Annotated in this window: 26 protein-coding genes; 5 read left to right on the top strand and 21 right to left on the bottom strand. The window is 55.9% G+C overall.

Going from position 1 to position 25,310, the window contains the following annotated elements; genetic code table 11:
• Positions 1 to 614: 614 nt before the first annotated feature.
• The 8 genes from GKR98_05915 to GKR98_05880 form a co-directional block, all read right to left on the bottom strand.
• The gene (locus tag GKR98_05915) at positions 615 to 1,181 is read right to left on the bottom strand and encodes a CvpA family protein (protein QMU57772.1); all 567 of its coding nucleotides are present in this window, start codon (positions 1,179 to 1,181) and stop codon (positions 615 to 617) included.
• A 29-nt stretch (positions 1,182 to 1,210) separates the two neighbouring features.
• Positions 1,211 to 2,575: a DNA repair protein RadA gene (gene radA / locus GKR98_05910; GenBank protein ID QMU57771.1), complete on the bottom strand. Its 1,365-nt coding sequence runs from the start codon at positions 2,573 to 2,575 to the stop codon at positions 1,211 to 1,213.
• Between the two features lie 39 nt (positions 2,576 to 2,614).
• Positions 2,615 to 3,232 (bottom strand): hypothetical protein, encoded by a 618-nt coding sequence (locus GKR98_05905; GenBank protein QMU57770.1) that lies wholly within the window; start codon positions 3,230 to 3,232, stop codon positions 2,615 to 2,617.
• Between the two features lie 268 nt (positions 3,233 to 3,500).
• Complete coding sequence (locus GKR98_05900) at positions 3,501 to 4,262, bottom strand: ATP-binding cassette domain-containing protein (protein ID QMU57769.1); 762 nt, start codon at positions 4,260 to 4,262, stop codon at positions 3,501 to 3,503.
• Entirely contained in the window at positions 4,259 to 4,993 is a 735-nt protein-coding gene (locus tag GKR98_05895; protein ID QMU59986.1) for an ABC transporter permease, read from the bottom strand. Before GKR98_05895 ends, GKR98_05900 begins: the two co-directional genes overlap by 4 nt.
• 35 nt (positions 4,994 to 5,028) lie before the next feature.
• Complete coding sequence (alr, locus tag GKR98_05890; GenBank protein ID QMU57768.1) at positions 5,029 to 6,075, bottom strand: alanine racemase; 1,047 nt, start codon at positions 6,073 to 6,075, stop codon at positions 5,029 to 5,031.
• 55 nt (positions 6,076 to 6,130) lie between these two features.
• Positions 6,131 to 6,520, bottom strand: coding sequence for a hypothetical protein (locus GKR98_05885; protein QMU57767.1), 390 nt, complete (start codon positions 6,518 to 6,520; stop codon positions 6,131 to 6,133).
• On the bottom strand, positions 6,517 to 7,305 hold the full coding sequence (locus tag GKR98_05880; protein QMU57766.1) for a DUF1194 domain-containing protein: 789 nt from the start codon (positions 7,303 to 7,305) through the stop codon (positions 6,517 to 6,519). The genes GKR98_05885 and GKR98_05880 overlap by 4 nt, the downstream gene beginning before the upstream one ends.
• Positions 7,306 to 7,308: 3 nt before the next feature.
• On the opposite strand from GKR98_05880, the gene GKR98_05875 reads away from it, so the two are divergent.
• A complete protein-coding gene (locus tag GKR98_05875; protein ID QMU57765.1) occupies positions 7,309 to 8,493 on the top strand; it encodes an inositol phosphorylceramide synthase in 1,185 nt (394 codons plus the stop codon).
• 90 nt (positions 8,494 to 8,583) lie between these two features.
• Here GKR98_05875 and GKR98_05870 read toward each other — a convergent pair whose 3' ends face one another.
• From GKR98_05870 to pyrC, 3 genes are all read right to left on the bottom strand, one after another.
• Complete coding sequence (locus tag GKR98_05870; GenBank protein QMU57764.1) at positions 8,584 to 10,077, bottom strand: replicative DNA helicase; 1,494 nt, start codon at positions 10,075 to 10,077, stop codon at positions 8,584 to 8,586.
• 164 nt (positions 10,078 to 10,241) lie between these two features.
• Positions 10,242 to 10,922 carry an orotate phosphoribosyltransferase gene (locus tag GKR98_05865; GenBank protein QMU57763.1) on the bottom strand — a complete coding sequence of 227 codons (681 nt, stop codon included), beginning with the start codon at positions 10,920 to 10,922 and terminating at the stop codon, positions 10,242 to 10,244.
• Between the two features lie 63 nt (positions 10,923 to 10,985).
• Complete coding sequence (gene pyrC / locus GKR98_05860) at positions 10,986 to 12,020, bottom strand: dihydroorotase (GenBank protein QMU57762.1); 1,035 nt, start codon at positions 12,018 to 12,020, stop codon at positions 10,986 to 10,988.
• A gap of 166 nt (positions 12,021 to 12,186) precedes the next feature.
• Here pyrC and GKR98_05855 point away from each other — a divergent pair, with 166 nt between their 5' ends.
• Positions 12,187 to 12,474: a hypothetical protein gene (locus tag GKR98_05855; GenBank protein ID QMU57761.1), complete on the top strand. Its 288-nt coding sequence runs from the start codon at positions 12,187 to 12,189 to the stop codon at positions 12,472 to 12,474.
• A 42-nt stretch (positions 12,475 to 12,516) separates the two neighbouring features.
• On the opposite strand, the gene GKR98_05850 is transcribed toward GKR98_05855, so the two are convergent.
• The gene (locus GKR98_05850; protein QMU57760.1) at positions 12,517 to 13,500 is read right to left on the bottom strand and encodes a phosphoadenosine phosphosulfate reductase; all 984 of its coding nucleotides are present in this window, start codon (positions 13,498 to 13,500) and stop codon (positions 12,517 to 12,519) included.
• 257 nt (positions 13,501 to 13,757) lie between these two features.
• Positions 13,758 to 14,300 carry a translation initiation factor IF-3 gene (locus GKR98_05845; GenBank protein QMU59985.1) on the bottom strand — a complete coding sequence of 181 codons (543 nt, stop codon included), beginning with the start codon at positions 14,298 to 14,300 and terminating at the stop codon, positions 13,758 to 13,760.
• Positions 14,301 to 14,509: 209 nt separating this feature from the next.
• Between GKR98_05845 and GKR98_05840 the strand changes: the two genes are divergently transcribed.
• On the top strand, positions 14,510 to 15,058 hold the full coding sequence (locus GKR98_05840; GenBank protein QMU57759.1) for a hypothetical protein: 549 nt from the start codon (positions 14,510 to 14,512) through the stop codon (positions 15,056 to 15,058).
• An 80-nt stretch (positions 15,059 to 15,138) separates the two neighbouring features.
• Here GKR98_05840 and GKR98_05835 read toward each other — a convergent pair whose 3' ends face one another.
• From GKR98_05835 to cobA, 6 genes are all read right to left on the bottom strand, one after another.
• On the bottom strand, positions 15,139 to 15,981 hold the full coding sequence (locus GKR98_05835) for a ferredoxin--NADP reductase (protein QMU57758.1): 843 nt from the start codon (positions 15,979 to 15,981) through the stop codon (positions 15,139 to 15,141).
• A 68-nt stretch (positions 15,982 to 16,049) separates the two neighbouring features.
• Positions 16,050 to 16,469, bottom strand: coding sequence for a DUF934 domain-containing protein (locus GKR98_05830; GenBank protein ID QMU57757.1), 420 nt, complete (start codon positions 16,467 to 16,469; stop codon positions 16,050 to 16,052).
• Positions 16,466 to 17,215, bottom strand: coding sequence for a phosphoadenylyl-sulfate reductase (locus GKR98_05825; protein ID QMU57756.1), 750 nt, complete (start codon positions 17,213 to 17,215; stop codon positions 16,466 to 16,468). The genes GKR98_05830 and GKR98_05825 overlap by 4 nt, the downstream gene beginning before the upstream one ends.
• Positions 17,205 to 18,875, bottom strand: a complete 1,671-nt coding sequence (locus GKR98_05820; protein ID QMU57755.1) for a nitrite/sulfite reductase — start codon at positions 18,873 to 18,875, stop codon at positions 17,205 to 17,207. Before GKR98_05820 ends, GKR98_05825 begins: the two co-directional genes overlap by 11 nt.
• Positions 18,876 to 18,878: 3 nt before the next feature.
• Positions 18,879 to 19,181, bottom strand: a complete 303-nt coding sequence (locus GKR98_05815; protein ID QMU57754.1) for a DUF2849 domain-containing protein — start codon at positions 19,179 to 19,181, stop codon at positions 18,879 to 18,881.
• Complete coding sequence (cobA, locus tag GKR98_05810; GenBank protein QMU57753.1) at positions 19,178 to 20,593, bottom strand: uroporphyrinogen-III C-methyltransferase; 1,416 nt, start codon at positions 20,591 to 20,593, stop codon at positions 19,178 to 19,180. The genes GKR98_05815 and cobA overlap by 4 nt, the downstream gene beginning before the upstream one ends.
• Before the next feature lie 137 nt (positions 20,594 to 20,730).
• On the opposite strand from cobA, the gene GKR98_05805 reads away from it, so the two are divergent.
• Entirely contained in the window at positions 20,731 to 21,192 is a 462-nt protein-coding gene (locus tag GKR98_05805) for an AsnC family transcriptional regulator (protein ID QMU57752.1), read from the top strand.
• Here GKR98_05805 and GKR98_05800 read toward each other — a convergent pair.
• Positions 21,164 to 22,387 (bottom strand): cytochrome P450, encoded by a 1,224-nt coding sequence (locus GKR98_05800; protein QMU59984.1) that lies wholly within the window; start codon positions 22,385 to 22,387, stop codon positions 21,164 to 21,166. The genes GKR98_05805 and GKR98_05800 overlap by 29 nt on opposite strands.
• Positions 22,388 to 22,593: 206 nt before the next feature.
• On the opposite strand from GKR98_05800, the gene GKR98_05795 reads away from it, so the two are divergent.
• Positions 22,594 to 23,595 carry a DUF808 family protein gene (locus GKR98_05795; protein ID QMU59983.1) on the top strand — a complete coding sequence of 334 codons (1,002 nt, stop codon included), beginning with the start codon at positions 22,594 to 22,596 and terminating at the stop codon, positions 23,593 to 23,595.
• A gap of 18 nt (positions 23,596 to 23,613) precedes the next feature.
• On the opposite strand, the gene GKR98_05790 is transcribed toward GKR98_05795, so the two are convergent.
• Positions 23,614 to 24,747: a carboxylate-amine ligase gene (locus GKR98_05790; protein ID QMU57751.1), complete on the bottom strand. Its 1,134-nt coding sequence runs from the start codon at positions 24,745 to 24,747 to the stop codon at positions 23,614 to 23,616.
• Positions 24,748 to 25,310: the final 563 nt, after the last annotated feature.

Here is a 25,310-nt window from a genome sequence, read left to right as displayed (position 1 = left end):
TCACGCTGTCTGTCGCCGAATAATGTGAAAAAAAATTGAAGGCCCGCGGCGGACAGGACGCGGGCCTTCTTCGAGCAATCTTGCACCGGATGATGACACTCGTACCTGGGCGGGAAATCTTTACACACACATCACACCAATTGCCCGAACTGGTTATGCCTTATGATCTTTCGATCAGGGCGGGGACTTGGGGAACTCTTTACGCAAGACCTGCGAACCACTGCCGTCTCGCTAACAAGAACTGTTATGCAGGGGTCCAAAGGCGTCAGTTGGGCGCAAATGCTCGGTTTCGGGGCGTCTTTGTGATTTGGGCTGCCCAAACAATTTGGCGCGAAAAGACACGAGTTCAGGTCAGGGTACCAACTCTGCCCCATATCAAAGTTGTGTGGCGACAAATGTCGGCCCAAGGCTCGGCTGTATCCGCAGCGTCGACAATTAGGGGGTATTTTGGCGTTTTCCGGCGTCGCAATTGCTGCCTCATTTCAATCTCGGCCGATATGGAAACGAACTGTTTCCATAAATGCGGTAAAATTTCAGGCGTTGAGGTCGTGCTGAAAAAGCAAAACGCGGCCTCGATTCGAAGCCGCGTTAGCAATTTCAGTAATTTGACGCTCTTAGGTTTCGGCTGCTTCCGAACACTGACCCATCAGATCTTCATAGCGCGCCATGACCCAAGTCTGCGGATCTTCTGGAATTTGATCCATGATCGTGTCCGAGACTTGATTGTAAACCGCAGCGGTGCGGCTTTCGTCGATAACAGCGATGGGATCATTCACGATCACCTGCTCGTAGATCATCATTCCAATGACGACCAGCAAAATGCCGCGCGCCGCACCGAAGAGAAAACCGAACCCCTGATCAATACCGCCAAGGGCCGAACGCTGAACAGCGCCAGCAAATAGCGGCGTAAAGACTGAGACGATGATCAACGCCACCGCAAAGACCACGGCGAATGCACCAATCATGGCCAAATCACAGGATCCTGCAATGAAATCGCGCAGGACAGGAACCTCTTTCATCAGCGGCTCGACAGTCGGTGCAAAAACAAAAGCCACAATCGCGGCCAGTATCCAACCACCTATTGCCAGCGTCTCGCGAACAAATCCGCGCGAATACGCCAGAACTGAAGAGAGAATGATTATGACGGCAACGATTCCGTCAAGAATGGTAAATGCTTCCATGTCTGCCTCGTCGTTCTTTTCCGGGGCGATCAGCCCGCACCAAATACATCACCCACAAGCGCCGTCAGATCCGGTAGTTTCCGCATACTCACACCACTCATCGCGCCAATTTTACTGCGGTCAGGGATCAAAGCATGGGTGAAACCCAGTTTTTGCGCTTCTTTCAGGCGCGACTCTGATTGTCCGACCGGACGCAGGCTTCCTGATAGGCTGATTTCGCCAAAAACGACAGTGTTCGCAGGCAGGGCCACATCTTCACGTGCGGAAAATAGCGCCGCTGCCACAGCCAGATCTGCCGCCGGTTCAGCGATCCGAAGGCCACCTGCCACGTTCAAATAGACGTCCAAACCCGCAAATGGGATGCCACAGCGCGATTCCAAAACCGCCAGGATCATTGCCAGCCGCGCGCCATCCCAGCCCACAACGGACCGTCGGGCCTGTCCTGCGGGGGCAGGGGACACCAATGCCTGAAACTCGCATAGCACCGGCCGGGTGCCCTCGATCCCGGCAAAAACCACTGATCCGGCGCTGGGCGTATCCCGTTCGCCCAGAAACAATGCCGAGGGGTTCGTAACTTCTGCCAACCCGGCCCCCGTCATCTCAAACACGCCGATCTCGTCAGCAGGTCCAAACCGGTTCTTCACAGCGCGCAAAATGCGGAACTGATGCCCGCGCTCGCCCTCGAAATAGAGAACCGTGTCGACCATATGCTCGACCACTCTGGGGCCTGCGATCTGCCCCTCCTTGGTGACATGGCCAACAAGAATCACGCTGATCCCTTTGCGTTTGGCGAATGTCGTCAATTCGTGCGCTGCTGCGCGCACCTGAGAAACCGACCCGGGAGCAGAATCCACCGTGTCCAACCACATGGTCTGAATGGAATCGATGATTGCCAGATCCGGTGCTTCCGCCTCAAGCGTTGTCATGATGTTGCGCAGGTTGGTGTCGGCGGCCAGTTTCACCGCCGCATTGCCCAATCCCAACCTTTGCGCCCGCATCCGCACCTGGGCCGAGGCCTCTTCCCCCGACACATAGATCGCCTTCAATCCCTGGCTGGTGAAGGCTGCGGCGGCCTGCAACAGAACAGTCGATTTCCCGATGCCGGGATCACCGCCCACCAGAACCGCCGAGGCCGGAACCAATCCACCGCCCAACACCCGGTCCAATTCGGCCATGCCCGACATAGTGCGTGGGGGCGGGGCCTCTTCGCTGGCCAGATCGCTCAACTCAATTGCGCGCCCGCGCGCCGCGCCCAAGCCTTTCGACTTCGGACCAGCCGACAAAGGCGTGTCTTCCGATATAGTGTTCCATGCTTTGCAATCGTCGCACTGCCCGGACCATTTGGTATGGACCGCGCCGCAGTTTGCGCATGTGAAGCTTGGGTTTTTTGCCATGTTCCCGCCGTTCTGCCTCAGGCAACAGGCGGCGTCAAACTATGAACGGCTGGGTCGCAGGAAAGGCAGATCCTTCAGATCGCTCATCGCGTCAGGTGGCGGCAGCAATGGGCGCAAACGGCGATTTTCGCTGTTTTCGCGCCCTCGCATGTCGCGAGCCACGGCCAATACACCGCGATAATCTATCGCGCTGGGCGTGTTTTGGTCATTTGCTGCGTTCGCCTTGTGACCACCATGCCGGAAAAGCAGTTTTGGCGCGTCCGGCCATTCAGGCTTCTCCAGAATCAGAGGCGGCTTTGGTGCATGCGCTGAACGGAATGACAGAACTGGTTCGTCGATTACTTCGTCGTCTTCCGCCACACGCGCATCATATTCAAATGTGCGATCCAAACCGCAGACGACAACGATGCCCAACCAAAGAACCGGGCAGATCAAGGCAAATACAATGAACAGCCAATTGAATGGCGCAAACCCGAACGCCCAAGGGGCCAATCCAGCCGTTGTAAATGCTGCAAACAACCCGGACGCCGCATAAAGCCAGCCATTGGCCGAACGCGACAACGCCAAACGTCGAAACGAAAGCCATGCCGTTGCAAACGGCACAGACAATAGAATCGTCTTCAGGACGATTTGAATAAGCAGCGTGACGGCATTCATGCGCGCCTCCAGACAGCCACCCCAAGTAGCACAAGACCGCATCATGGTTAAAAAAGGGTTGCGAGTCCCACATTGTTTCCAAAATGGAACCTAACTGTTGCGCTGTTGCAAAAGTGCTTTTTGGGGAACTGCGTCATGGTCCGCGCCCCGGGCCACAATACACATCCATTTCCACGGGTTATGCCTGCAACATCATTTACGGAATTGCGCCAAGGATGGACCTGGAAAAACTTGAAAATGCACAAATGGAACCTGCGAAGTGGCCCGCTCAGCGCACAGCTTCAATGGGTCCTTCGGCGCTGCCTGTGATGAACTGAGTGACATAAGGATCGCCGCTTTCGTCCATATCGGTGACCGGTCCTGTCCAGCGGATTTTTCCCCCGTGGAGCATGGCAACTTTATCGGCAATGGCGCGCACCGATGTCATATCGTGGGTGATAGTCATTCCCGTTGCACCCATCTCAACCACAATCTCGCGGATTAGATCGTTGATGACACCGGACATTATCGGGTCCAACCCCGTAGTCGGTTCGTCAAAGAAGATAATCTCAGGTTCCGCTGCAATCGCCCGCGCCAACCCAACGCGCTTTTGCATCCCGCCAGACAATTCCGCTGGAAACAGATCGGCCACATCCGGAGTCAGCCCCACACGGCGCAATTTCTCTATCGCAATCTCGCGCGCCTCGTCCTTCGGACGTTTCAAAGACCCGCGCAGCAACCGAAATGCAACATTCTGCCATGCAGGCAGACTGTCGAACAAAGCTCCGCCTTGAAACAGCATCCCGAACCGCGCCAGAAACGCATCGCGTTCGGATGATCCCTGCCGCAGGCGCGTTACGTCCTGACCTTCAACTGTTATTTCACCCCGATCCGCCGTGATCAGCCCCAACACGCTTTTCAACAACACCGATTTCCCCGTGCCGGACCCGCCAATGATCACCATGCTCTCACCACGCGGGATCTCCAGATCCACCCCGCGCAGAACCTCTTTCGAACCAAAAGCCTTATGAACACCGGAAAGATTTATCATGCCGCGAAAAACAACTCTGTCAGAATGAAGTTCGCCGCCAGTATCAGCACGCTCGCCGCTACAACCGCGCCCTTGGTTGCAGCACCCACGCCTTGCGCCCCGCGCCCCGACCGCATCCCGAAATAGCACCCCATCAGGGCGGCGATGAACCCGAATACTGCGCCTTTAGACAGGGACGAGATAATGTCCAATGGCTCAAGGAAATCCAGCGTGTTGGTAAGGTACGTCGCCGCGTTGAATCCAAGGCGGTTCACACCCACCAGATAGCCGCCCATGATCCCGATGATATCACCCACCGCCACCAGCACCGGCATTACCAATGTGGCCGCCAATACTCGGGGCAGGGTCAGATATTTCATCGGATTGGTCGACAGTGTCACCAACGCATCAATCTGCTCGGTCACCTTCATCGTCGCAATCTCGGCGGCAATCGAAGACGTCACCCGCGCCGCGATCATCAAACCAACCAGCACCGGCCCCAACTCGCGCACCATGCCAATGGCCACGATCTGCGGCACTACCGCTTCCGCCGAGAACCGCGCGCCGCCCGCATAGATTTGCAGGGCCAACGCGCCCCCGGTAAATATTGTCGTCAAACCAACCACGGGCAGCGAGAAATATCCGATCTGCAAGACTGAACTGGCAAATTCACGGGGATACCATGGTGGGCGCGCCAGATGTGTCACCGTTTCAAAGGCAAACTGCGCCACCCGCCCAATGGCCGCCAACATACCCAGAACGGCCGCCCCTATACTCGCCAGAAACTTCACGTGTCGCCCTCAAAATGTCGCTGATACCGATGGCCCAGCGACGTCAAAATCTCATATCCGATCGTTCCGGCCGCCTCAGCCAAATCATCTACAGACTGGTCTGGTCCCAATATATCCAATGCTTCCGGCACCGCGTCCAGATGGGTTACATCGACAGTTATTAAATCCATCGACACCCGACCCACCACAGGGCAGGCCACGCCACCGGCAAAAACCTGCGCCTGCGCTCCCATAGCGCGGATAAGACCATCAGCATACCCCGCTGCCACGGTCGCAATCGTGCGCTCGATATCAGCGGTCCAGGCATTGCCGTATCCAACCGTCTCAAAAGGTGTCACTTGCCGGGTTTGAATGACCGGCAGCGAAACTTGAACGACCGTCTTCGCGTCGCTGAACGGAAGCCCACCATACAGGCCAACGCCCGGGCGCACCAAGTCGAAATGATAATCCTCTCCCAAAAGTATCCCACCGGTCGCCGCCAAAGACCGGCGATGTGCGATACCATCGGTCATGCCCCGAAATGCTCGCAATTGCTGGGCGTTCATAGGGTGTTCGGGTTCATCGGCACAGGCCAGATGGCTCATCACCAACCGCGGACCAATGGCCATCAGTTCGTCTTTCAAATCATCCCAGTCGGCGGCTTCCATGCCCAGTCTGTTCATTCCGGTATCCAGCTGAATGCCAAAGCTGGTGCCAGGAGCATCTGCAAAATGGCGCGCGACCTGTTCAGGCGAATTCAAAAGCGGGATCAGATTCGCGGACCGGAGTACATCGGTGTCTCCCGCCATATGACCGGAAAATACATAAATATCTGCGTCTGCTCCAACAGCGCGCCGGACCGCCGCGCCTTCGCTGACCAATGCCACAAAAAATGACTGTGCACCCTCTGCGGCCAGCTTGCGCGCTACGTGTCCTGCATCCAGGCCATAGCCATTGGCCTTAACGACGGCACCGGTTTCGACATGATCACTGCTCAGAGCACCTAAAGCACGCCAATTGGCGGCCAGTGCATTCAGATCGATCTTTAAAGTCGCGGCGCTCATGGCCAAGGGTTTCCGCCAAGGGGCAAGGGGCGTCAAGGCCTGATGCACATCGCCATTAGCTAACCCAAACCAGCAGGCCGAAACCGGCCAATGCATAGACGACACCCAGAAACCATTGCCAGCCAGAGGTTCTGCCGCTGTGGATCGCGCCAGTTTTTGGGTCAAAGCTGCCGGACAACCGGTCCCCAACTTCATGAGCCGCAGACGATGCGACGATGCGCGACTGCCATTCCTTGCCCTGATGCGGTCCCCCGACCACGCGAAAAACCGGCGCAAACGTCGGCGAGTCGGCTTCATAGCCAGAACGTCCCTCAATCAAGTCGATGACATCGATTTCAACAGTGACTGATCGACGATGGTGCATCAGGCTGACAGCCAACATCCAGCCGCCCACCAGAATCAACCCAACAGCAATCGACAGGTAAACCCAGTCCAGGCTGTTCATGGAAGCTCGAACCAGCGCTGGCGTTCGCGTCGTTTCTTTTCACCGATCATGCAGTCCACTTTTGGCCGCGTATGCTCGGCGACTAAAACGACGTCTGGCGGACCGGCCAGCTCCAATACGATTTTGCGGCGAACAGCCAAAGGAAAATCCTCCCAACGATGGACCGGAATGACAAAAGCACCAGGTCCGCCAATCACACAGGCCTCATAGTAGAGGTTAAGATCGGGAATACCCCAAACTTCCTCTGGTTCCCAGGTCATCAGCGGCAATCCGTTGATAACAATCCCGGCCTCAATGGCGCGGTCGCGAGAGCGTTCAACTGGCGAGCCATCATTGTTCGGTCCATCGCCCGAGATATCGATGACACGCCGTAAGCCTTTGAAAGCATTGCCTTCAATGCCCTCGATACCGTATTTGATAGCACCGGAAATCGACGTTCGCCTCATGCCGAAGCCGCTATCCTCCCTCAATATCGCGGCAACCGCCTCGGCACTTTCGCGACCGTCGATAACGGTCCAGGGCACAATAAGACGCTGCGAGCCGTCGCCGGCCCATTCCACGTAGGTCAGAGCAATTTTCCCAGTGAATGAACTCAAAATAGCGTTAACAACTTGATCGCTGACCAGCGCCTCGGCATATCCCCGACGCTGCAAGCTCAATTCGTAAGGCGCCATCGAGCGGGACACATCCACCATCAGTGCCAACTCAACATCGACTTCTTCCGCAACTACCGACCCTGGCACAGCCAAAAGCCCGACACACAGGCCGCCCAAAGCTATCGCCATTGAGTGAAAATGGCGAAGGACCGAAACCAACCGCGGAAAGCACTGTCGCATGCCGAAATCCTGACCCTATCAGCGTCAAATTCCAACCCACACAGTCAAAGTTTTGCCAACTTTGCACGATATCGAAACAATCAACAAATTGTGGAAAGTCCAATGGAATATGGCGCTACCAGCGATCCCCGCCTTGAGTTCAAGGGGATCAAACAACAGATTGTGACCCCGTTGACGGCTGCTGTGGCTGCGCATGACGTGTTGTCAGTCGCGCTGGCTATCTACAGCGGATACCGGTTTGACCCCGGCATGGCGGGCCTCTTGGCAATGGTGCTGGGCATCCTTGTGCCTTGGTTCTTACTGGTGCTTCTGGTGCGCCGGGTTGTGCTTCTGGCCGTTCGCGACAAGTCGCAAAAACCAATTCAAGACCTGATAGGTATCCTCGTCGCCATGGCGAAAAATCGTGATCTGGTCATGGGTGGGGCTTTTCGCCTTCTGTTGATTTGCTTCTTCGTCGGCAGCTTTGGATACCAAAAAGAACTGGTCGCCGTTTTTCAGCCATTCGGATGGGATCAAGCCTTTGCTGAACTGGACAGGTTCTTGCACTTTGGCCGGGATTCTTACGTGCTTTTGCAACCAATGACCGGGTCGCCCATTGCGGTCACCGGACTGAATGCGGCCTATCATTTGTGGTTTTTCCTGATCTATTTCGCGGTCTTCGTCGCTTGCTTCGCCGCCACGCATCACCGCCAGTCTCGCAATTTCCTGGTCGCTCTGGTGCTGACATTTGCAATCGGCGGAAACCTAATGGCCATCGTCTTCTCGTCTGCTGGCCCCGTCTACTTTGAGCGGCTCGGATTTGGCACTGACTTCGCTCCGCTGATGACCCACCTGAACAACGTCGCCGAGGTCTCGCCGGTTTGGGCGCTGGGCGTGCAGGAAGATCTCTGGGCCGGTTATCAGCAAAACGGACAACTGGCCGGTATTTCAGCGATGCCCAGCATGCATGTGGCAACGTCAGTCTTGATGGCACTTTACGCCTTCACCCATACTCGCTGGTTGGGATGGACAATGGCCATTTTTGCCGGGTTGATCATGATCGGTTCGGTGCAACTTGGCTGGCACTATGCAGTTGACGGTTATGCTGGCGGCCTGATCGCTGCGGCCGCATGGTGGGGATTGCGCCGTTTCGCTTAAGTGCCGCGACCCATTTTCTTATTGTAAGAAAATGTCCAAAATTCTTTCATTCAAAGAATTTTTCTCCCGCACCAAAGAAATGTCAAAGGCTTAAAACCCGTCGTCTCTCTCGCCCTGCCAGGTCTTGGCCAGATTACCAAAGCGTGTGAACTGACCTTCAAAACTCAACTCAACGGTGCCGATGGGGCCATGGCGCTGCTTGCCGATAACAACTTCGGCGCGGCCGTGAAGACGTTCCATCTCCTCCTGCCACTTCGCCATGCCCTCCAGGTCGTGATCGCCGGGTTTCTCCCGTTCCTTGTAGTATTCCTCGCGGAACACAAACATCACGACATCGGCGTCCTGCTCGATAGAGCCCGACTCTCGTAAGTCACTCAGTTGCGGTCGTTTATCTTCCCGGTTTTCTACCTGACGCGACAACTGCGACAGGGCCACAACTGGAATATCCAACTCTTTCGCAATGGCCTTCAAGCCTTGCGTAATCTCGCTCACTTCATTGACGCGGCTGTCCTTCGCAGTAGCCGGACGCACCAACTGCAAGTAGTCCACAATCAGACAATCCAACCCATGCTCGCGCTTCAAACGTCGCGCCCGCGCCGCCAACTGACTGATCGGCAAAGCCGCCGTATCGTCGATAAACAAAGGACAGGCCTCCAATGTCTTGGCCGCCTCGACAAACCGCCGGAACTCGGTTTCCGTCATATCCCCGCGCCGGATCTGCTCAGAGGGCACCTCAGCCGCTTCCGACAAAATCCGGGCTGCCAACTGTTCCGCCGACATCTCAAGCGAGAAGAAACCGACCACGCCACCGTTCACCGCACCTTCGCTGCCGTCGTGCAGTTTTCCCTTGCGATAGGCCTTGGCCATGTTGAACGCGATGTTTGTCGCCAGTGATGTCTTGCCCATCGACGGGCGGCCAGCAAGGATCAGCAAGTCGGATTTATGCAATCCGCCCAGCTTCTTATCCATGTCGGTTAATCCGGTCGAAATCCCCGCCAACCCGCCATCACGCTGATAAGCCGCATTGGCTTGGTTTACCGCATCGGTAACTGCGCGCAGGAACGACTGGAACCCCTGGTCGGAATTTCCGGCCTCGGCCAGCTTATAAAGCGCCTGTTCTGCCTCGACGATCTGCTCTTTCGGCTCGCTCGCAACTTCAACTTTCGATGCCTTGGCAGAAATCTCGCGTCCCAAATCCATCAGCGAGCGGCGGATCGCCAGATCATAGATCATCTGCGCATAGTCTTTAGCCGCAAACGATGAAATCGCCGCACCGGCCAGCCGCACCAGATACGCAGGCCCGCCTAGTTCAGCCAATCCGGGGTCATCTTCCATGAACGCTTTCAGCGTCACGGGTGAGGCAAGTGCGTTTTTCGCGATCCGGGCCGAGGCGATCTCGTAGATTCGCGCATGGACTGGGTCGTAAAAATGCCCCTCATTTATGACGCCAGCGACCCGGTCATAAATTTCATTATTGGTCAGGATCGCACCCAGAAGCTGTTGTTCAGCCTCGATATTATGCGGCAGAGTTTCGCCCTCTGCTTCGCCCGTTTCACCTGTTCGGATCTGTGCGATCTCGTTCATTTCTGTCCTCGAATTTCACCCCTGCCGTGGGGAGCAGACATACGCTGTTGCGCAGGCCCGCGTCTATCGGGATATCTTGTGGATAGCCTGTGGATAGTTCGAAATCCACATCATCTTGTGGCAGTATATGCCAATTCATCAATATCGGCTATTGAGTAGGGAAATTAATTTTCCGCTCTAGCATCCTGCCATGCCCGCGGCGCCCGCAAGAACGCCTCAACTTCTCTCAGCGTGTCAGCGTCAAACATCTCGCCATCCCGTGCCACTTCCAGAACGTCCCACCAGGTGCACAAGTGATGCAATTGCACTCCATGGTTGGCCAATGTGTCGATCGTCTCGGGGAAAATCCCATAATAGAAAATCACTGCCGTGTGTCCGCAGGTTGCCCCGGTCTCGCGGATTGCATCCACGAACGACAGCTTCGATCCGCCATCCGTCGTCAGATCCTCAACCAGCAACACCCTCTGGCCCTCGCTCATCTCGCCCTCGATGCGCGCATTGCGCCCGTATCCCTTTGGTTTCTTGCGCACATAGGTCATAGGCAGTGCCATGCGTTCGGCAACAAGGGCTGAAAATGGAATGCCTGCCGTCTCACCGCCCGCAATATTGTCGAAGGCTTCGAAACCGGCGTCACGCATCACTGTCACGGTCATGAAATCCATCAGTGTCGAGCGGATGCGCGGATAGGAAATCAATTTGCGGCAATCGATATATGTGGGCGAGGGCAGACCCGACGCCAAAATAAATGGGTCCGTCGCATTGAAATGCACCGCCCCGATTTCCAACAGCATATTGGCCGATAGTTTGGCCATTTCTTCTTTGGTTGGAAATCCTGTCGGTATCATTTTAATGCCCCTCTCTCAGACGCAATCCGCGTCAATTTCACCCAAGCGCGGTCGAACGCGCGCCTATTTCACGACCCGCCAATGCAAAGACCGTCCCGGATCAAACACCGTCACTGGCCCGGCGCCGGTTTCAACTCTGTCCGGCAGATCGATCGCCGCGCCCTTCTCAAGCACGATCCGATCCTCATTCACGGACAGACCATAAAAGGCCGGACCATTCAGCGAGGTAAAGCCTTCAAGCCGATCCAAGGCACCAGCTTCCTCAAAAACTTCCGCCAGGCACGACAAAGCCACCGGCGCGGTAAAACACCCGGCACAGCCGCACGCATTCTCCTTTGTGTCCGTCGCGTGGGGCGCCGAATCCGTACCCAGGAAAAACCGCTTATCGCCGCCTGTCGCTGCACCCAGCAATGCCTCGCGATGGGTTCCACGTTTCAGGATGGGCAGACAATAGTAATGGGGTCGAATGCCCCCAACCAGCATGTCGTTTCGATCCAGCATCAAATGCTGCACGGTGATCGTCGCACCCAGATCGTCACCGCCGTCGCTGGCATAGGCCACAGCTTCGGCAGTGGTGATATGCTCCATCACCACACGCAATCCCGGCGTCGCCCGTCGGATCGGGTCCAGAACTTCATCGATAAACACGGCCTCGCGGTCGAAGATGTCGATCTCTCCGCGCGTTACTTCGCCATGCACGCACAGCGGCAATCCAATGTCGGCCATGCGCTCCAGAACGCCGCGCACCTTGTCGAAGTCTTTGACACCACTGGCAGAATTCGTCGTCGCCCCGGCCGGATAAAGTTTCACCGCCTTCACCAACCCACTGGCCGCTGCCAAGTCATCCGCATCCGTCGTTTCAGTCAGATACAACGTCATCAAGGGGTCAAAGGTCATGCCATCAGGCAGGGCGCGTAAAATCCGGTCGCGATAAGCCGCCGCATCATCGCCAGTCACAACCGGCGGCACCAGATTGGGCATGATGATTGCACGGGCAAAATGCTTGGCCGAAGACGGCAAAACCCCCTCCAACATGGCACCGTCGCGCAAATGCAAATGCCAGTCGTCAGGGCGGCGTATCGTCAGACGTGTCGTCATGCCCGTCCTCTAGCCCAAGCCCCGCCAAAGTGCCAGAGCCACCAGCCCTCAACGCCGGAAAATTCCTGCCCCCTTTGACACCATTGCGAATACCCGCAAAATGCCCCATCTGAATATCTGTCCAAGGGCCAACGCAGGCCCGAAAAACTTGCTTGGGAGGTTTCGTATGCTCGGCACTTTTATTCTTGGTCTTGCCGCTGGCTGGGCCGCACCTCACGCAGAGCCTCATGTTGTGGGGGCGTTGAAGAACGTATTGAAACTGGATGCTGATCCTGACCCTGTCGAAGCCCGCAGCTTCGCTCTTGCCGCGTGCTTTGTTGCTGCTGCCATCGCCTCTGTTCTGCTCGCCAAAGATGCCGCCGTCACCCTGGCAATAGGAACGCTGGTCGGCGTCGCCGTTCCCCGACTTATGCAGATGCGAAAGTCGGCAAAGACGCCGGACTACGATAGCTAAGGCGCACAATTCCAGATAGATTTCAGTGTAAGTGCCCGCACGTTAACCTATGGTTTCCAAAGGTTGACGCTTATTCCCGGGCAAGTCTCTCCCACTGGCTTTCAATTCAGCCTGTGCCATATCCAGAGCTTGCTGAAAACGCGGCAGACTATGCCGTTTCAGCACGGCCCGACAAAAGACTGCCGCAAGATAATGCCGTTTGTCGCGCATCAGACGCCCAAGAACAGATCGCAAATACTGGATGCTCTGCCTGCGCGCACGCATGACACCAGCAAATGCCGTCCGGTCCAGCTTTTCAGCCGCCGCTTGCTCACACAAAGCCGAAACCATGCCCAACTTGCGCAAGTCTGCATCAATTCCCGCCGCTCCACCGCGCCGATACCCGAATCGGTGAATATTGGCGCCGCGGAACATGGCCGCGTGCATGGCATCTTCGGTTTCACCCGGATCATATATGACAAAGGCAGCCTCGGCTGCTTCCAGCATATCCGGCGCAAATCCATAGCGGCTGGTAAAATCCATCTTCCGGGTGTGGCCAAAACGTGCGTCCCAGGTCGTCAGCCCGCGTTCCAGCGTCGCCTGCGGTGCCACCGAAATAACTGTCGCCCCCGGTGCAACTACGGAAAACGCGGCCGCCGCGTATCCGCACATTCCCGCCCCGTAAAAAAGGACACGGTCAAAGTCTTCAAAGAAGCCTTCATCAACTAATCTGTCAAAATAGCCGTAAACATGTCGGTCGCGATACCAGGTCTCGCCCAATGCCAGAACGGTCAGATGCGACCAACCCTTTTGCTCGCAAACATCGAACCCAAGCGGCAACCCGGTCTCGCTTTGCGACCGAACACCCACCATTGTCTCAAAACAAACGAATAATACTTCCTGCGAACGGTCCACAAAAACCGCCGCATGCATGTCACCCAAAGGTGAAAAATAACCCTCGGTCTCGCCGATTTCTTCCAGCTCTCGCAGCCATTGGAAATCAGAAAGGTCCTCAGGTAAAGCAGCCCCCACTACCATACCAAACATCCTCTTTACCGGCCTCGACCTTAGCGCCAATGCAGACGTAGTGGCAAGTCACTGACCTTGAACCGGGGAAAGTTTGGCAACTCCTTTATGCGTTTATCGTCTTCTTCTGTCTGAAAATACTTCGGGGGTCCCGGGGGCAGGGCCCCCGGCGGATCGCCGACGAAGTCGGGGAAATTAGAAATCTCCGGAACCTGTCCTCAAAACAAAAAAAGCCCGGCTGAACAGCCGGGCTCGTGCGCCATTAAGGATCGATAGGTCTACTTCGCAGGGCCGATCATCATCACCATCTGACGGCCTTCCATCTTGGGCATGTTTTCGACCTTGCCCAATTCCTGGATGTCATCGGCCACGCGTTCCAACAACTCACGCCCAAGGTTCTGGTGTGCCATCTCACGACCACGGAACCGCAAAGTGACTTTCACCTTGTCGCCGGCCTCCAGAAAGCGCGTCACGTTGCGCATTTTAACGTCATAATCGTGAGTGTCGGTGTTTGGCCTAAACTTCACTTCTTTAACGTCGATGGTTTTTTGTTTCTTGCGGGCTTCGCTCTCGCGCTTTTGCTGCTCATACTTGAACTTACCAAAGTCCATGATCTTGCATACTGGGGGCGAGGCATTCGGAGAAATTTCTACCAGATCAAGACCGGCGTCTTCCGCCAGTTCCATTCCGCGCTCCGGGGTCACAACCCCGACATTTTCTCCTTCGGCTCCGATGAGCCTGATTTCAGGGACACGGATTTTTTCGTTGATCCGGGGGCCTGTGTCACGCACCGGCGGTGCGTTGTGTGGTCTGCGAGCGATGATTGTCGTCCTTTTGTCGTTAATCGTCAGGTGGTTCAAAATAAGGCCATCCGCGTCAGCATTCAACAGGGATTTACGGGGAAATATGCCGATAATTGCCCCCTGATGCGCCAGTTCGTGCCCGTTATGACTCGGTCAGGCGCGAATCACTGGACTCTGGTTCAAACCAAAGGCAGATGGCGCAGATATTGTATTCAGGAGGACCCGACATGAGGGGCATGATTATTGCAGCACTGGTTGTCATTTTGGCAGCTGTCGGCTGGTTCGTATTTGGCAACCAAGACGACGCCACACCAACAAGCGCAGTCGAAGAAACACCCGCCGCCGTTGAAGAAACAGTGGAAGAGACAACAAGCACAGTAGAAGAAGCCGTAGAAACAGCCGTTGAAGAGGCCGAAGCGGTCGTCACCGAAGCTGTCGAAGAGGCGAAAGAAGAAGCCGCAGCAGCAGTGGAAGAAGTCAAAGAGGACGCCGCCGCCATGGTCGAAGACGCCAAGGACGAGGCCACGAGCCTGGTCAATGACGCCGTAGAAAACCTTGTCGGAGATGCTACAGAAAGCGTGGCAGAAGAGGCCGCAGAAAACGTCGTCGAGGAAGCCGCCGAAAGCGTGACCGAAGCCGCCACCGAGACAGCAACCGAAGCCGCGGCAGAAACGGCTACCGAAGCCGCGACAGATACGGCTGTTGAAGAAGCAGTCGAAGGTGCCAAAGACGCTGTCGAAGGTGCATTGGGCGACGCTTTGAGCACTGGAAACTGATCCAGCTTTCAGTTCCTCAGTCGAAAACCGAAAAGGCCGCGCTTATCAGGCGCGGCCTTTTTCATTCACTTCAGACGAATTCAGCCCACAAAGGCTTTCTCGACCACATAGTGTTTCGGGTCGCTATTGGCGCCTTCTTCCAGGCCGAAGCTCTCCAAAATTGCCTTGAGATCCGTGTTTAACCCAAGAGAGCCACACACCATGGCCCGGTCGGTTTCGGCGTTGATCGGCTCGATCCCCAAATCCTTAAAGAGCGCGCCGGTTGCCAACAAGGTGGTCACGCGGCCCATCTTTGGGCTCTCTTCACGAGTTGTCGTTGGATAGTAAATCAGTTTGTCCAGACCCGGACCCAGCAAATCCTGCATCATTTCATCGTTGCGGATATTCTCGATTAACTGACGTCCGTATTCCAACTCAGCAACGTCGCGACAGGTGTGTGTGATGATAACCTGCTCGTAATCCTCAAAAGTTTGCGGATCGCGCAAAAGCGACGCAAATGGCGCAAACCCTGTGCCGGTTGCGAAAAACCACAGCCGTTTACCCGGCAACAATGCGTCGTGTACCAGCGTTCCCACGGGCTTCGGGCGCAAGATCACCTGATCGCCCGGCTGAATGTGTTGCAACTTCGACGTCAATGGCCCGTCCTGAACCTTGATCGAGTAAAATTCCAACTCTTCGTCCCAGCTGGGGCTGGCAATAGAATACGCACGCAACAGCGGTTTCTGGCGCCCGGTGCTTGGATCAGGATCGCCCATCAATCCGATCATCACAAACTCACCCGAGCGAAACCGCAATGACGCCGGACGTGTCGTGCGGAAGGAAAACAACCGGTCGGTCCAGTGATGAACTTCGGTTACGGTCTGTGCGTCCGGAAGAACCACCGGTTTTGCGGCAATTTGGGTCAAGGGTCTTTGCTCTGTCATTAATTCTCAGCGGCACCATAGGGCCGCCCCTCGTCTTAAACGTTGATGTCGATCAAGGAAAGTCGGGATCAGGCGCGCAGCCGCGACTGATAATCATGGGACGCCCAATCACTGCGCGCTCGCCATTGGTTTTCAGGCTGCCGGTCCGCCAGGTCCTGAGAGATTTCAACCTCGTCAAAACCACATCGCCGCGCCATAGCATATTGATCTGTGATGACATGGCCACTGGCGCGAAGCCGACCCTGATAGCCCATCAGTCGTAGCCGCCGCGCAATGGTAAATCCGCGCCCATCGGCGAAACTGGGAAAATCCACACGGATCAAGTCGATCGAGTCCAGTCGCGTGCGCAACACCTCAGGGTCCGCGTTCGACGGCACATCCACCGCCAAAACTGGTTGGCAGTCGTTGGCCGCCAGATCGTCTAGGGCGGTATACCCATGCACCCAGTCATCGGCCTCAAAACCAGTATCCGTCACGATAACACTCATTGGTCTTTCTCCTCGGACCTGCGCACAATCTTTTCACCGTCAAAGTGGATGCCGCATTCCTGTTTTACCTGTCCGCGCCACCGACCGGCGCGTTGATCTTCACCTTCACCGACCCGCGTGGTGCAGGGCGCGCATCCAATGGATGGAAACCCCTTGGCGACAAGCGGATGACTGGGAAGACGGTTGTTCTGCATATAATCGCGTATGTCCTCAGGCATCCACTTTGCCAAAGGATTGATTTTGATGCGTTTTTCGTCTTCTTCCTCAAACAGCGAAAGCTCTGCACGCTTGCCGCCTTGAAAGCGTTTGCGCCCCGTCACCCAGGCGTCGAAATCTTCCAGTGCCCGGTTCAGCGGCTCGGTTTTGCGCAATGCGCAACACGCATCCGTATTAGTCGTGTGCAGTCGATTGTTCGGGTCTTTCAGAAACGCCTCGGTGCGATCCGGCGATGTCACCCGCACGTCCGTTAACCCAAGCCGCGCCGCAACCTCTCGCTGATAATCCAGCGTCTCGGGAAACAACATCTCGGTATCCAGAAAAATGACCGGCACAGTTCGATCGATGATCGACACCATGTGCAACAACACAACGGATTCCGCGCCAAAGGACGACACCAAAGCTGTTGGGCCGACGCTCGGATCGAACATAGCATGTTCCAGAACATCGATTGCCGAATGATGCGTATACCGCCGATTAAGATCAGCAACGCGATCTGCAATCAGATCGGGCGGTGACTCAAGCGGCATGAGACTGCTCTTTTTCCGGATACAACGCCGCCTTGAATGGCGGCAGCCCTATCCGACGGTATGTTGACAGGAACGTCTCGTCGTCACTCTCCCGCAGGTCAAGATAGGTCTCAATCAAACGCTCAACCGCAGGCACAATCTCTTCTGCTGTAAACCCAGGGCCAGCTCGTTCGCCAACGGTTGCGGTTTCAGTCCCGTCACCACCCAGCGTGATCTGATAGTTCTCAACACCAGCACGATCCAGGCCCAAAATGCCGATGTGACCCACATGGTGATGCCCGCAAGCATTGATGCAGCCCGAGATCTTGATCTTCAGCGCGCCAATCTCGTGTTCCAGCTTCAACTCGTCGAACCGCGTCGCAATCTCCTGAGCAATCGGGATCGACCGAGCCGTTGCCAACGCGCAGTAATCCATACCGGGGCACGCGATGATATCGCTGACCAACCCGATGTTTGCTGTCGCAAGTCCGTCCGCACGCAAGGCAGCGTAAACCTCGGGCAAATCCGATTTGTGAATATGGGGCATGATCACGTTCTGCTCATGGCTGATGCGTAGTTCGTCATGCCCAAACCGCTCTGCCAAGTCGGCCAAAACGCGAATTTGATCCGCCGAAGCATCCCCCGGCGTATCCCCGTGCTTTTTCAACGAGACTGATACAATTGCATAACCATCCGCTCGATGCGCGCTCAGGTTGGTATCGGTCCACGACCGGAACGCAGGATTGGCCGCACGATGCGCCTCATATCCATCTACTGAAGCATCACGGAACGCCGGCGGTGCAAACTGCGCTTCGATCCCGGCTAGCAGCTCTTGGTCAAAACCAGCAAATTCGGGCCGCAACTCAGCAAACCGCGCCTCAACCAGTTCTCGCACCTTTTCCAGACCGTTCTCGGCGACGGTGATCTTTATCCGCGCCTTATACTTGTTGTCGCGCCGACCAAGCAGGTTGTAGACGCTGACAATCGCTTCGCAATACGGCAGCAAATCGGCCTTCGGCAGAAACTCCCGAATGACTTTGCCGACCATCGGCGTGCGGCCCAATCCGCCGCCCACAATCACCTCAAACCCAGGCGCACCGGCGTCATTGCGCACCATGCGCAGACCAATGTCATGGGCCTTGGTCACCGCACGGTCATTCGGCGATCCGGTCACCGCAATCTTGAACTTCCGGGGCAGGAACTGAAACTCCGGGTGATCTGTTGACCACTGGCGCAACAACTCGGCCACCGGGCGGGGGTCTTCAATCTCATCCGCCGCAGCACCTGCAAAATGGTCCGCCGTCACATTGCGGATCGTGTTCCCGCTGGTCTGAATGGCGTGCATTCCGACGTCGGCCAATGCCTCAAGCATATCCGGCACGTCGCGCAGTTTCGGCCAGTTATACTGGATGTTCTGCCGCGTGGTGAAATGGCCATAGCCCTTGTCCCATTTGTCGGCGATATAGGCCAACTGCCGCATCTGCGCGCCGTTCAGCGTGCCATAAGGAATCGCTACCCGCAGCATGTAGGCGTGCAATTGCAGATATAGACCGTTCATCAGGCGCAGAGGCTTGAATTCGTCTTCCGTCAGCGAACCGTCAACCCGCTTTTCGACCTGTCCACGAAATTGCGCCACGCGTTCGCGCACAAAGGCTTCATCGAAGTCGTTGTAAGTATACATGCTTTATACTCCGGCCTGTTTGCCATGGTCATAGTTCGACGGCCCGCGCGTCCGAAAACTCTCGCGGAAATGCGTCGGCTCAGGGCCGCTATCTGCCGGGGCAGCATCCACCAGATACGCCCCACAGATCACATCCGGCTGAGAGATGGCGAACAACAACCGGTCCTGCGCAACCGCCTCGTCCTCAATCAGCTCGGCCTCGGCCATATCGCGGGTCCAACGATCATCGACCGTCAGCCAGACGGCATCGCCCTCCAGTAAATCATTCGCGGTCACAACCTGGGGTTTGAATGGCTTCCGGCTCATAATGCGATCTCCTGAAAATGGTTGGCCCGTAATTTGGGGGACTGAGCAAATACGCCCGCATCACGCGGAGCCAGCCCATAAAGGATCAAAGCGGGTCCATTGATATCCGCGTCTGTAATCGCGTCGGGCAGTGCAGCCAGAGTGGTGCCAATCACCTGCTGATCAGGACGCGAGGCATTGGCAATCACGCTTACCGGCGTTTCACCGCCCGCACCGTGCATCATCAAACGGCCTTGCACGAAGCGGGATGCCTTCTTGCCCATATAGATCGCCGCGACCGAGCCGTCATTGGCCAGCGTCCGCCAGTCCTGCTCCGCATAACCCTTCATGTCGTGGCCAGTGACAAAGCGAACCGAGGCATTGCGCCCCCGCTTGGTCAGGCTCTGCCCAAGCGAGGCAACAGCCGCCGAAGCCGAGGTGATCCCCGGCACAATCGAAAACTCCACACCCGCTGCTGTGCAAGCGTCCATCTCTTCATCCAACCGCCCGAAGATCGTCGGATCACCAGACTTCAGCCGCACCACGTGCGCACCGCCCAAGGTATGGGCTACGATCAACGCGTCAATGTGTTCCTGCTTCATCGACGGCCCAAAGCCTTCTTTTCCCGCGTCGACAATCAACGCCTCGCGCCGCGCCAGTTCCAATATCTCCGGCGTCACCAACCGGTCGTGGATCACCACGTCCGCTTCGTGCAATGCCCGCCGTGCCTTAAGCGTCAACAATTCCGGGTCACCCGGACCGGACCCCACAAAGCTCACACGACCCTCTTCAAGATCGCGGCTTTGGTGCGCTGCCAGGAGAGTTTGCAACGCAGGTTCCAGTCCGGCTTCCCCGTCAGCATCCAGCGCACGTGGCCCGACGCCAAAATAGTAATCGCTCCAGAATGCGCGTCGCTTGCGACCCATGGGAAGCGCTTCAACTGCCGCCCGAAAACCTTTGCCTACCCGCGCCAGAAGGCCCAAACCGCGCGGCAACCGTTCATCCAAATCGGCCTTGATGGCCCGCGCCAGAACCGGGGCCGCACCTTCTGTCCCAATCGCGACCGTCACCGGGTCCCGGTCCACAATGGCGGGCGTGATGAACTGGCTGTCCGAAAGGTTATCGACCCAGTTGACCAAAACCCCCTCGGTCCGCGCAATTGCCGCGACACGTGCATCCTCAGCGTCGTCATCGTTGGCAGCGTAAAACAGCACGGCGGCTTCAACGTCGCCTGCGATAAGGGCCCGCTCGACCAGAGCAATCCGGCCCTCCATGGCCAACCGCCGTACATCCTCAATCGGTTCTTCGGCATAGACGCAAATCGCCGCTTGCGTCTTCATCAAAAGCCGCAACTTTGCCAATGCAGCTTCGCCTCCGCCTGAAACAACAATCAGCTTGTTCTCGACTGCCAGAAAGATCGGAAAATGCTTCATACCTACGACTCCTCGTTCTTAGGCGTAGATATAGAATATTTTCCCATAATTTTGCACCACAGACTTTCAACTAAGAACATATATTCTAAAAGGACGCCCAAAGAGAACGAATACCCACAAATTGGGAAGGACTTGGAATGTCGGTGCGATTAGACGAACTGGATCGGAAAATTCTCAGGGCGCTTCAACAGGATGCCAGCCAATCTCTGGACGAAATTGCCAAAATCGTAGGCTCATCGAAAACCCCGGTTTGGAACCGGATTCGAAAGATGCGCGAGGGTGGGGTGATCGGTCAGCAGACCGTCATTCTCGATGCTGAAGCTCTCGGGTTCGAGGCGTGTTTCTTCGTCCTGATCCGCACGTCCAGCCACGAAGCAGATTGGCAAGAGAACTTCCTCAAAGCCTTGAAATCACGGCCCGAAGTTCTGGAGGCCCACCGTCTCGCAGGGGATATAGACTACATCTTGAAAGTCCGGGTGCGTAACGCCCGCGCCTATGACGAATTCTATCAAGCCCTGATTTCCGAAGTCCGCATTTACAACGTGACCGCGCTGCTTTCGATGGAAGAGATCAAGTCGACGACAGTTCTCCCGGTATGACGCATCCATCTTCCTGACACCGTACCATCAATCGTTCCAGCCCGCGGAAGTGATACAAATTCGCGACCGTCGGTTCTTCTGCCAGTTTGATACCGGGACATCGCGAGAACAAGGTGGGGAGTGCGATCTGCATCTCAAGCCGGGCCAATGGCGCGCCCACACAAAAATGAATACCCGCTCCAAAGGCGACATTCGGAACGATATCGCGGAACGGATCGAACTTGTCACCGTCCGGCCAAATGGCATCGTCATGACACGCCGATCCCAGCAAACACCCGATTTCGTCTCCGGGTTTGAATGACATTCCCATCATCTCGACCGGTTCATAGACGTGGCGCGTGAACATATGCAGCGGCGGATCAAACCGCAGACACTCTTCAACCGTGTATTCGATCCGATCAGGATGAACGGCCTCTTCACGTAAGGGATGCTTGATCAGATGGCGCACCGCATTTCCCAGCGAATGCACGGTCGCTTCATGTCCGGCGTTCAAAAGTAAAATGCAGGTGGAAATCAGCTCGTCCACCGACAGCTTTTCACCGCCAGCTTCGGCCTGGATTAATTGGCTAATCAGATCATCTCGCGGGCTTGCCCGTCGTTTTTCGACATAACCGCGCATAAATGCCGCGAATTCCCCTGCTGCATTCGACGCTTCGTTCTCAATCTCGACTGTCCGACGCGATTGATACATCGCGACCATCTTATTCGACCAATCAAGCAGTTGGTCCGACATTTCTTCCGGCACACCCAATAGGCGCGCAATGACAATAACCGGCAGTCGCCGCGCATAGGCGTCCAATAAATCAAATTCGCCTTTGGGAAACTCACTTATCAGCTGATCCGAAATCATGGATATTTCAGGCGCCATAACCAGAACTCGATTGCGCGTAAATTCCCGTAACACCAGCCGACGCAGCCGGGTATGCGCGGGGGGTTCCAGTTCAAGCATCGAACTGTCTTCGAGTTTATAAAAAGCCTCAAGACCAGCTCGAACGGGTTTGCGTTTTCCCGGTGGAATTTCCCGACCCATGGACTTGTGGCGAAGCACCGCTGAAACGGCCTCGTGTGTGACCGCCATGGGCAATCCATAGTCCTCCCAAAATACAAAATCACCGGTCGACCGGGCCTGATGATAAAACGGGTAGGGGTTCTGAACAAATCTGCCGTCAGTTGGCGATTGTTTCATTCTTTTCAAGATCATAGATATTCCACCGCCAAAGCGGATCTTTTCCTGTTCATCCCTGTCGCAAAACCTAGCGCGAACCAATATCCCGACAACATGCCCAATTAGACAGGCTGCGGGCCGTAGTGCCCGTAATCGGGTCCACGTCGTTCTGCAGCTTGTGACATCGACAGGACTGTGCGAAATCAGGGGCGTCAATGTCGAATAGGGCAGCGCGTATGAGTGGGCTACTGGCACTTTTGGATGGTGTGGCGGCAATTGCCAAAATGGCAGCCACGCAGGTTGACGACATTGCGGGGCAGGCGGCCAAGGTCGGCGCCACTGTTCTGGATGATGCCGCGAAAGCAGGCGCTAAAGCCGCCGGAGTGGTCATCGACGATGCAGCGGTCACTCCGAAATATGTTACCGGACTGCCTGCGGCGCGTGAACTGCCTATCATCTGGAAAATCGCTCGAGCGTCTTTTTTCAACAAGTTGGTCATTCTCCTGCCAGCAGCGCTGCTACTGAATGCATTCCTGCCTTGGCTCGTTACGCCTCTTTTAATGTTGGGTGGCTGTTACCTCTGTTTTGAAGGTGCCGAAAAGGTCTGGCATGTCTTGTTTCCCCATGGCCACACCAAGGCGGACGACACGCCCAATCTCGACCCCGAACACCTGGAAGAGCAACGTGTTAAAGGGGCTATCAAAACCGATTTTATCCTGTCGGCCGAAATCATGACTATTTCACTGGCCGCGATTGAGAGTGATGACTGGATTATTGCGGCGGCGGTTCTGGCCGTTGTTGCCATCGGGATCACGGCCCTGGTCTATGGAGCGGTCGCGATTTTAGTGAAAATGGACGACGCGGGGCTGAAACTAACCCAGATCGGCCGCTTGCAGGTAACCAGAAACTTCGGTCGCTGGATGGTGAAATTCATGCCGACCCTGATGACGATAATTTCAACTGTCGGCACAGCCGCAATGTTGTGGGTTGGCGGGAATATCATCGTTCACGGGTTGGAAGTGCTTGGATGGCATTGGCCTTACGACACAATACACCACATCGCCGTTTCCGTCGCTGACACTGTTGGCGTGGCAGTCGGTTTTTTGACGTGGGTGGTCACAGCAACGTTGGACGGCATCTTGGGATTGGCCCTTGGGTTTGCCCTTATCCCTGTTGTGACCCGGCTCATCTTCCCAATCTTCAGCCGGTTTTTTCCTGAGAAGTCGTCGGCGCACTAAGATAACTCGGCATTCTCGCTAAAGATCAGCGTGAAATTCTTCCATCAGTGACTTGGTGACAGCATTCATGGCCGCTCCATGATCATTTCCGTTTGCCATGGCCACTTCATAAACCGCCCGCTGACGGTCGGCGCTTGTCCCGGTCTCGATGATCCGCAGCACGCCGCGCGCCTCTTCAACACAGTCCAGAGCCTCTGCGTCTTCGCCAATCAACTCCAACAGTTCATCAACCAGTTCGGCCATTGGCACAATCTCACTGCGTCCAAAGTCGATCATCCCTTCGGCGATGCCAAACCGTTGCGCCCGCCAACGGTTCTCGCCCACCAGAAACCGGTCATAGATGCGCCAGCGTTGGTTGTTGCGCGACAATCGCCATAACATGCGCACCAGACATTGCGTCACGGCCGCCAGCGTCAGCGCATCCTCCATACGAGGCGAGACATCACAAATCCGGCTCTCAATCGTCGGATAGCGGTGCGAGGGGCGCAGGTCCCACCATATCTTCGTTGTATCTTCGATAATGTTCAGGTCCGTCAAAATACTGGCAGTGCGCTCATATTGCCCCCAGTTGTCCAGACGCGGGGGCAGACCGGTGCGCGGCAGATTGTCAAAGACCGTCAAGCGATAGGACGACAGACCTGTGTCCTGCCCCTGCCAATAGGGCGACGAGGTCGACATGGCCAAAAGATGAGGCAGGAAATAGATCATCTGGTTCATCAGATCGACCCGCATGTCCTTGTCACCAATCCCGATATGCACATGCATCCCCGAAATCAGCATCCGTCGTGCGACGCCACCTAACGTCTGTTCCAGTTCGTTGTAGCGTTCCTTGTCAGTGTGATGAGCCTCTTTCCAGTCGGCAACCGGATGGCAGGATACCGCAATCGGGGCCAGGCCATGTTCCGCTGCAATCGAAGCTACAGTCGACCGCAATCGTTTCAGATCGTCGCGCACTTCTGAAATCGTGTTGCATACATGGGTGCCGACCTCAACCTGACAGGCTTTAAATTCTGGGCTGAACTGTCCCGCCAGTTTCTCGGCGCAGGCCTCCATCATGGCTTCGGGTGCCGCCACTAATTCCCCGGTATCCGCCGCAACTAGCAGATACTCTTCCTCAACCCCCATCGAAAACGCTGGTGTGCTCGCTGCCATGCTTTAATTCCCGCCCAATGATGCTTCCACTAAAACAGGCCGCCAAATGTCCTGCAAGTCATCGATGTTTTCAAATTCCAGCCAAAATGCGCCGAACATTTCTTCTATTGTAAGGCCCCATTCCAATGCATTGCCAACAATCCTGCGCAACCACTGAACGGTGCTCAATTGCAGAAACAACCACCGCGAGAATCACCCAAGCCGCGATTCTGCTAATTTCCCGGAATGCTCTCTTTGCGACAGCCGTTCGTTTCGCAACAGGAAACAAAGCCGCGATTTTCGGGAAATTTGCTCGCAATAGGGGCACTTTCTCCTTGTTTTGAACAGATTTTCTTTGGATTCTCGCCGTATTCTTGTTGATCCCCGGACCCCATCCGTGCGACAAATCATTAAGACTTAACAAAGTGCCCGATTTGGATGGGTGCAGTATTTAAATGGTGGGGCCATGATGAACCTTACGAAAACACTCTTAGCAGCAGGTGCATTTGCACTCGTTGGCAGCACAGCTTCGGCGATGGTAGTGACCATTAATACGTGGGTTGAAGACGATCCGCTTTGCTTGA

The organism is Boseongicola sp., assembly GCA_014075275.1.
In the GTDB taxonomy this organism is placed as follows: Bacteria; Pseudomonadota; Alphaproteobacteria; order Rhodobacterales; family Rhodobacteraceae.
The sequence above is the reverse complement of the archived record's forward strand: the minus strand, read 5'-3'. Positions and strand labels throughout refer to the sequence as shown.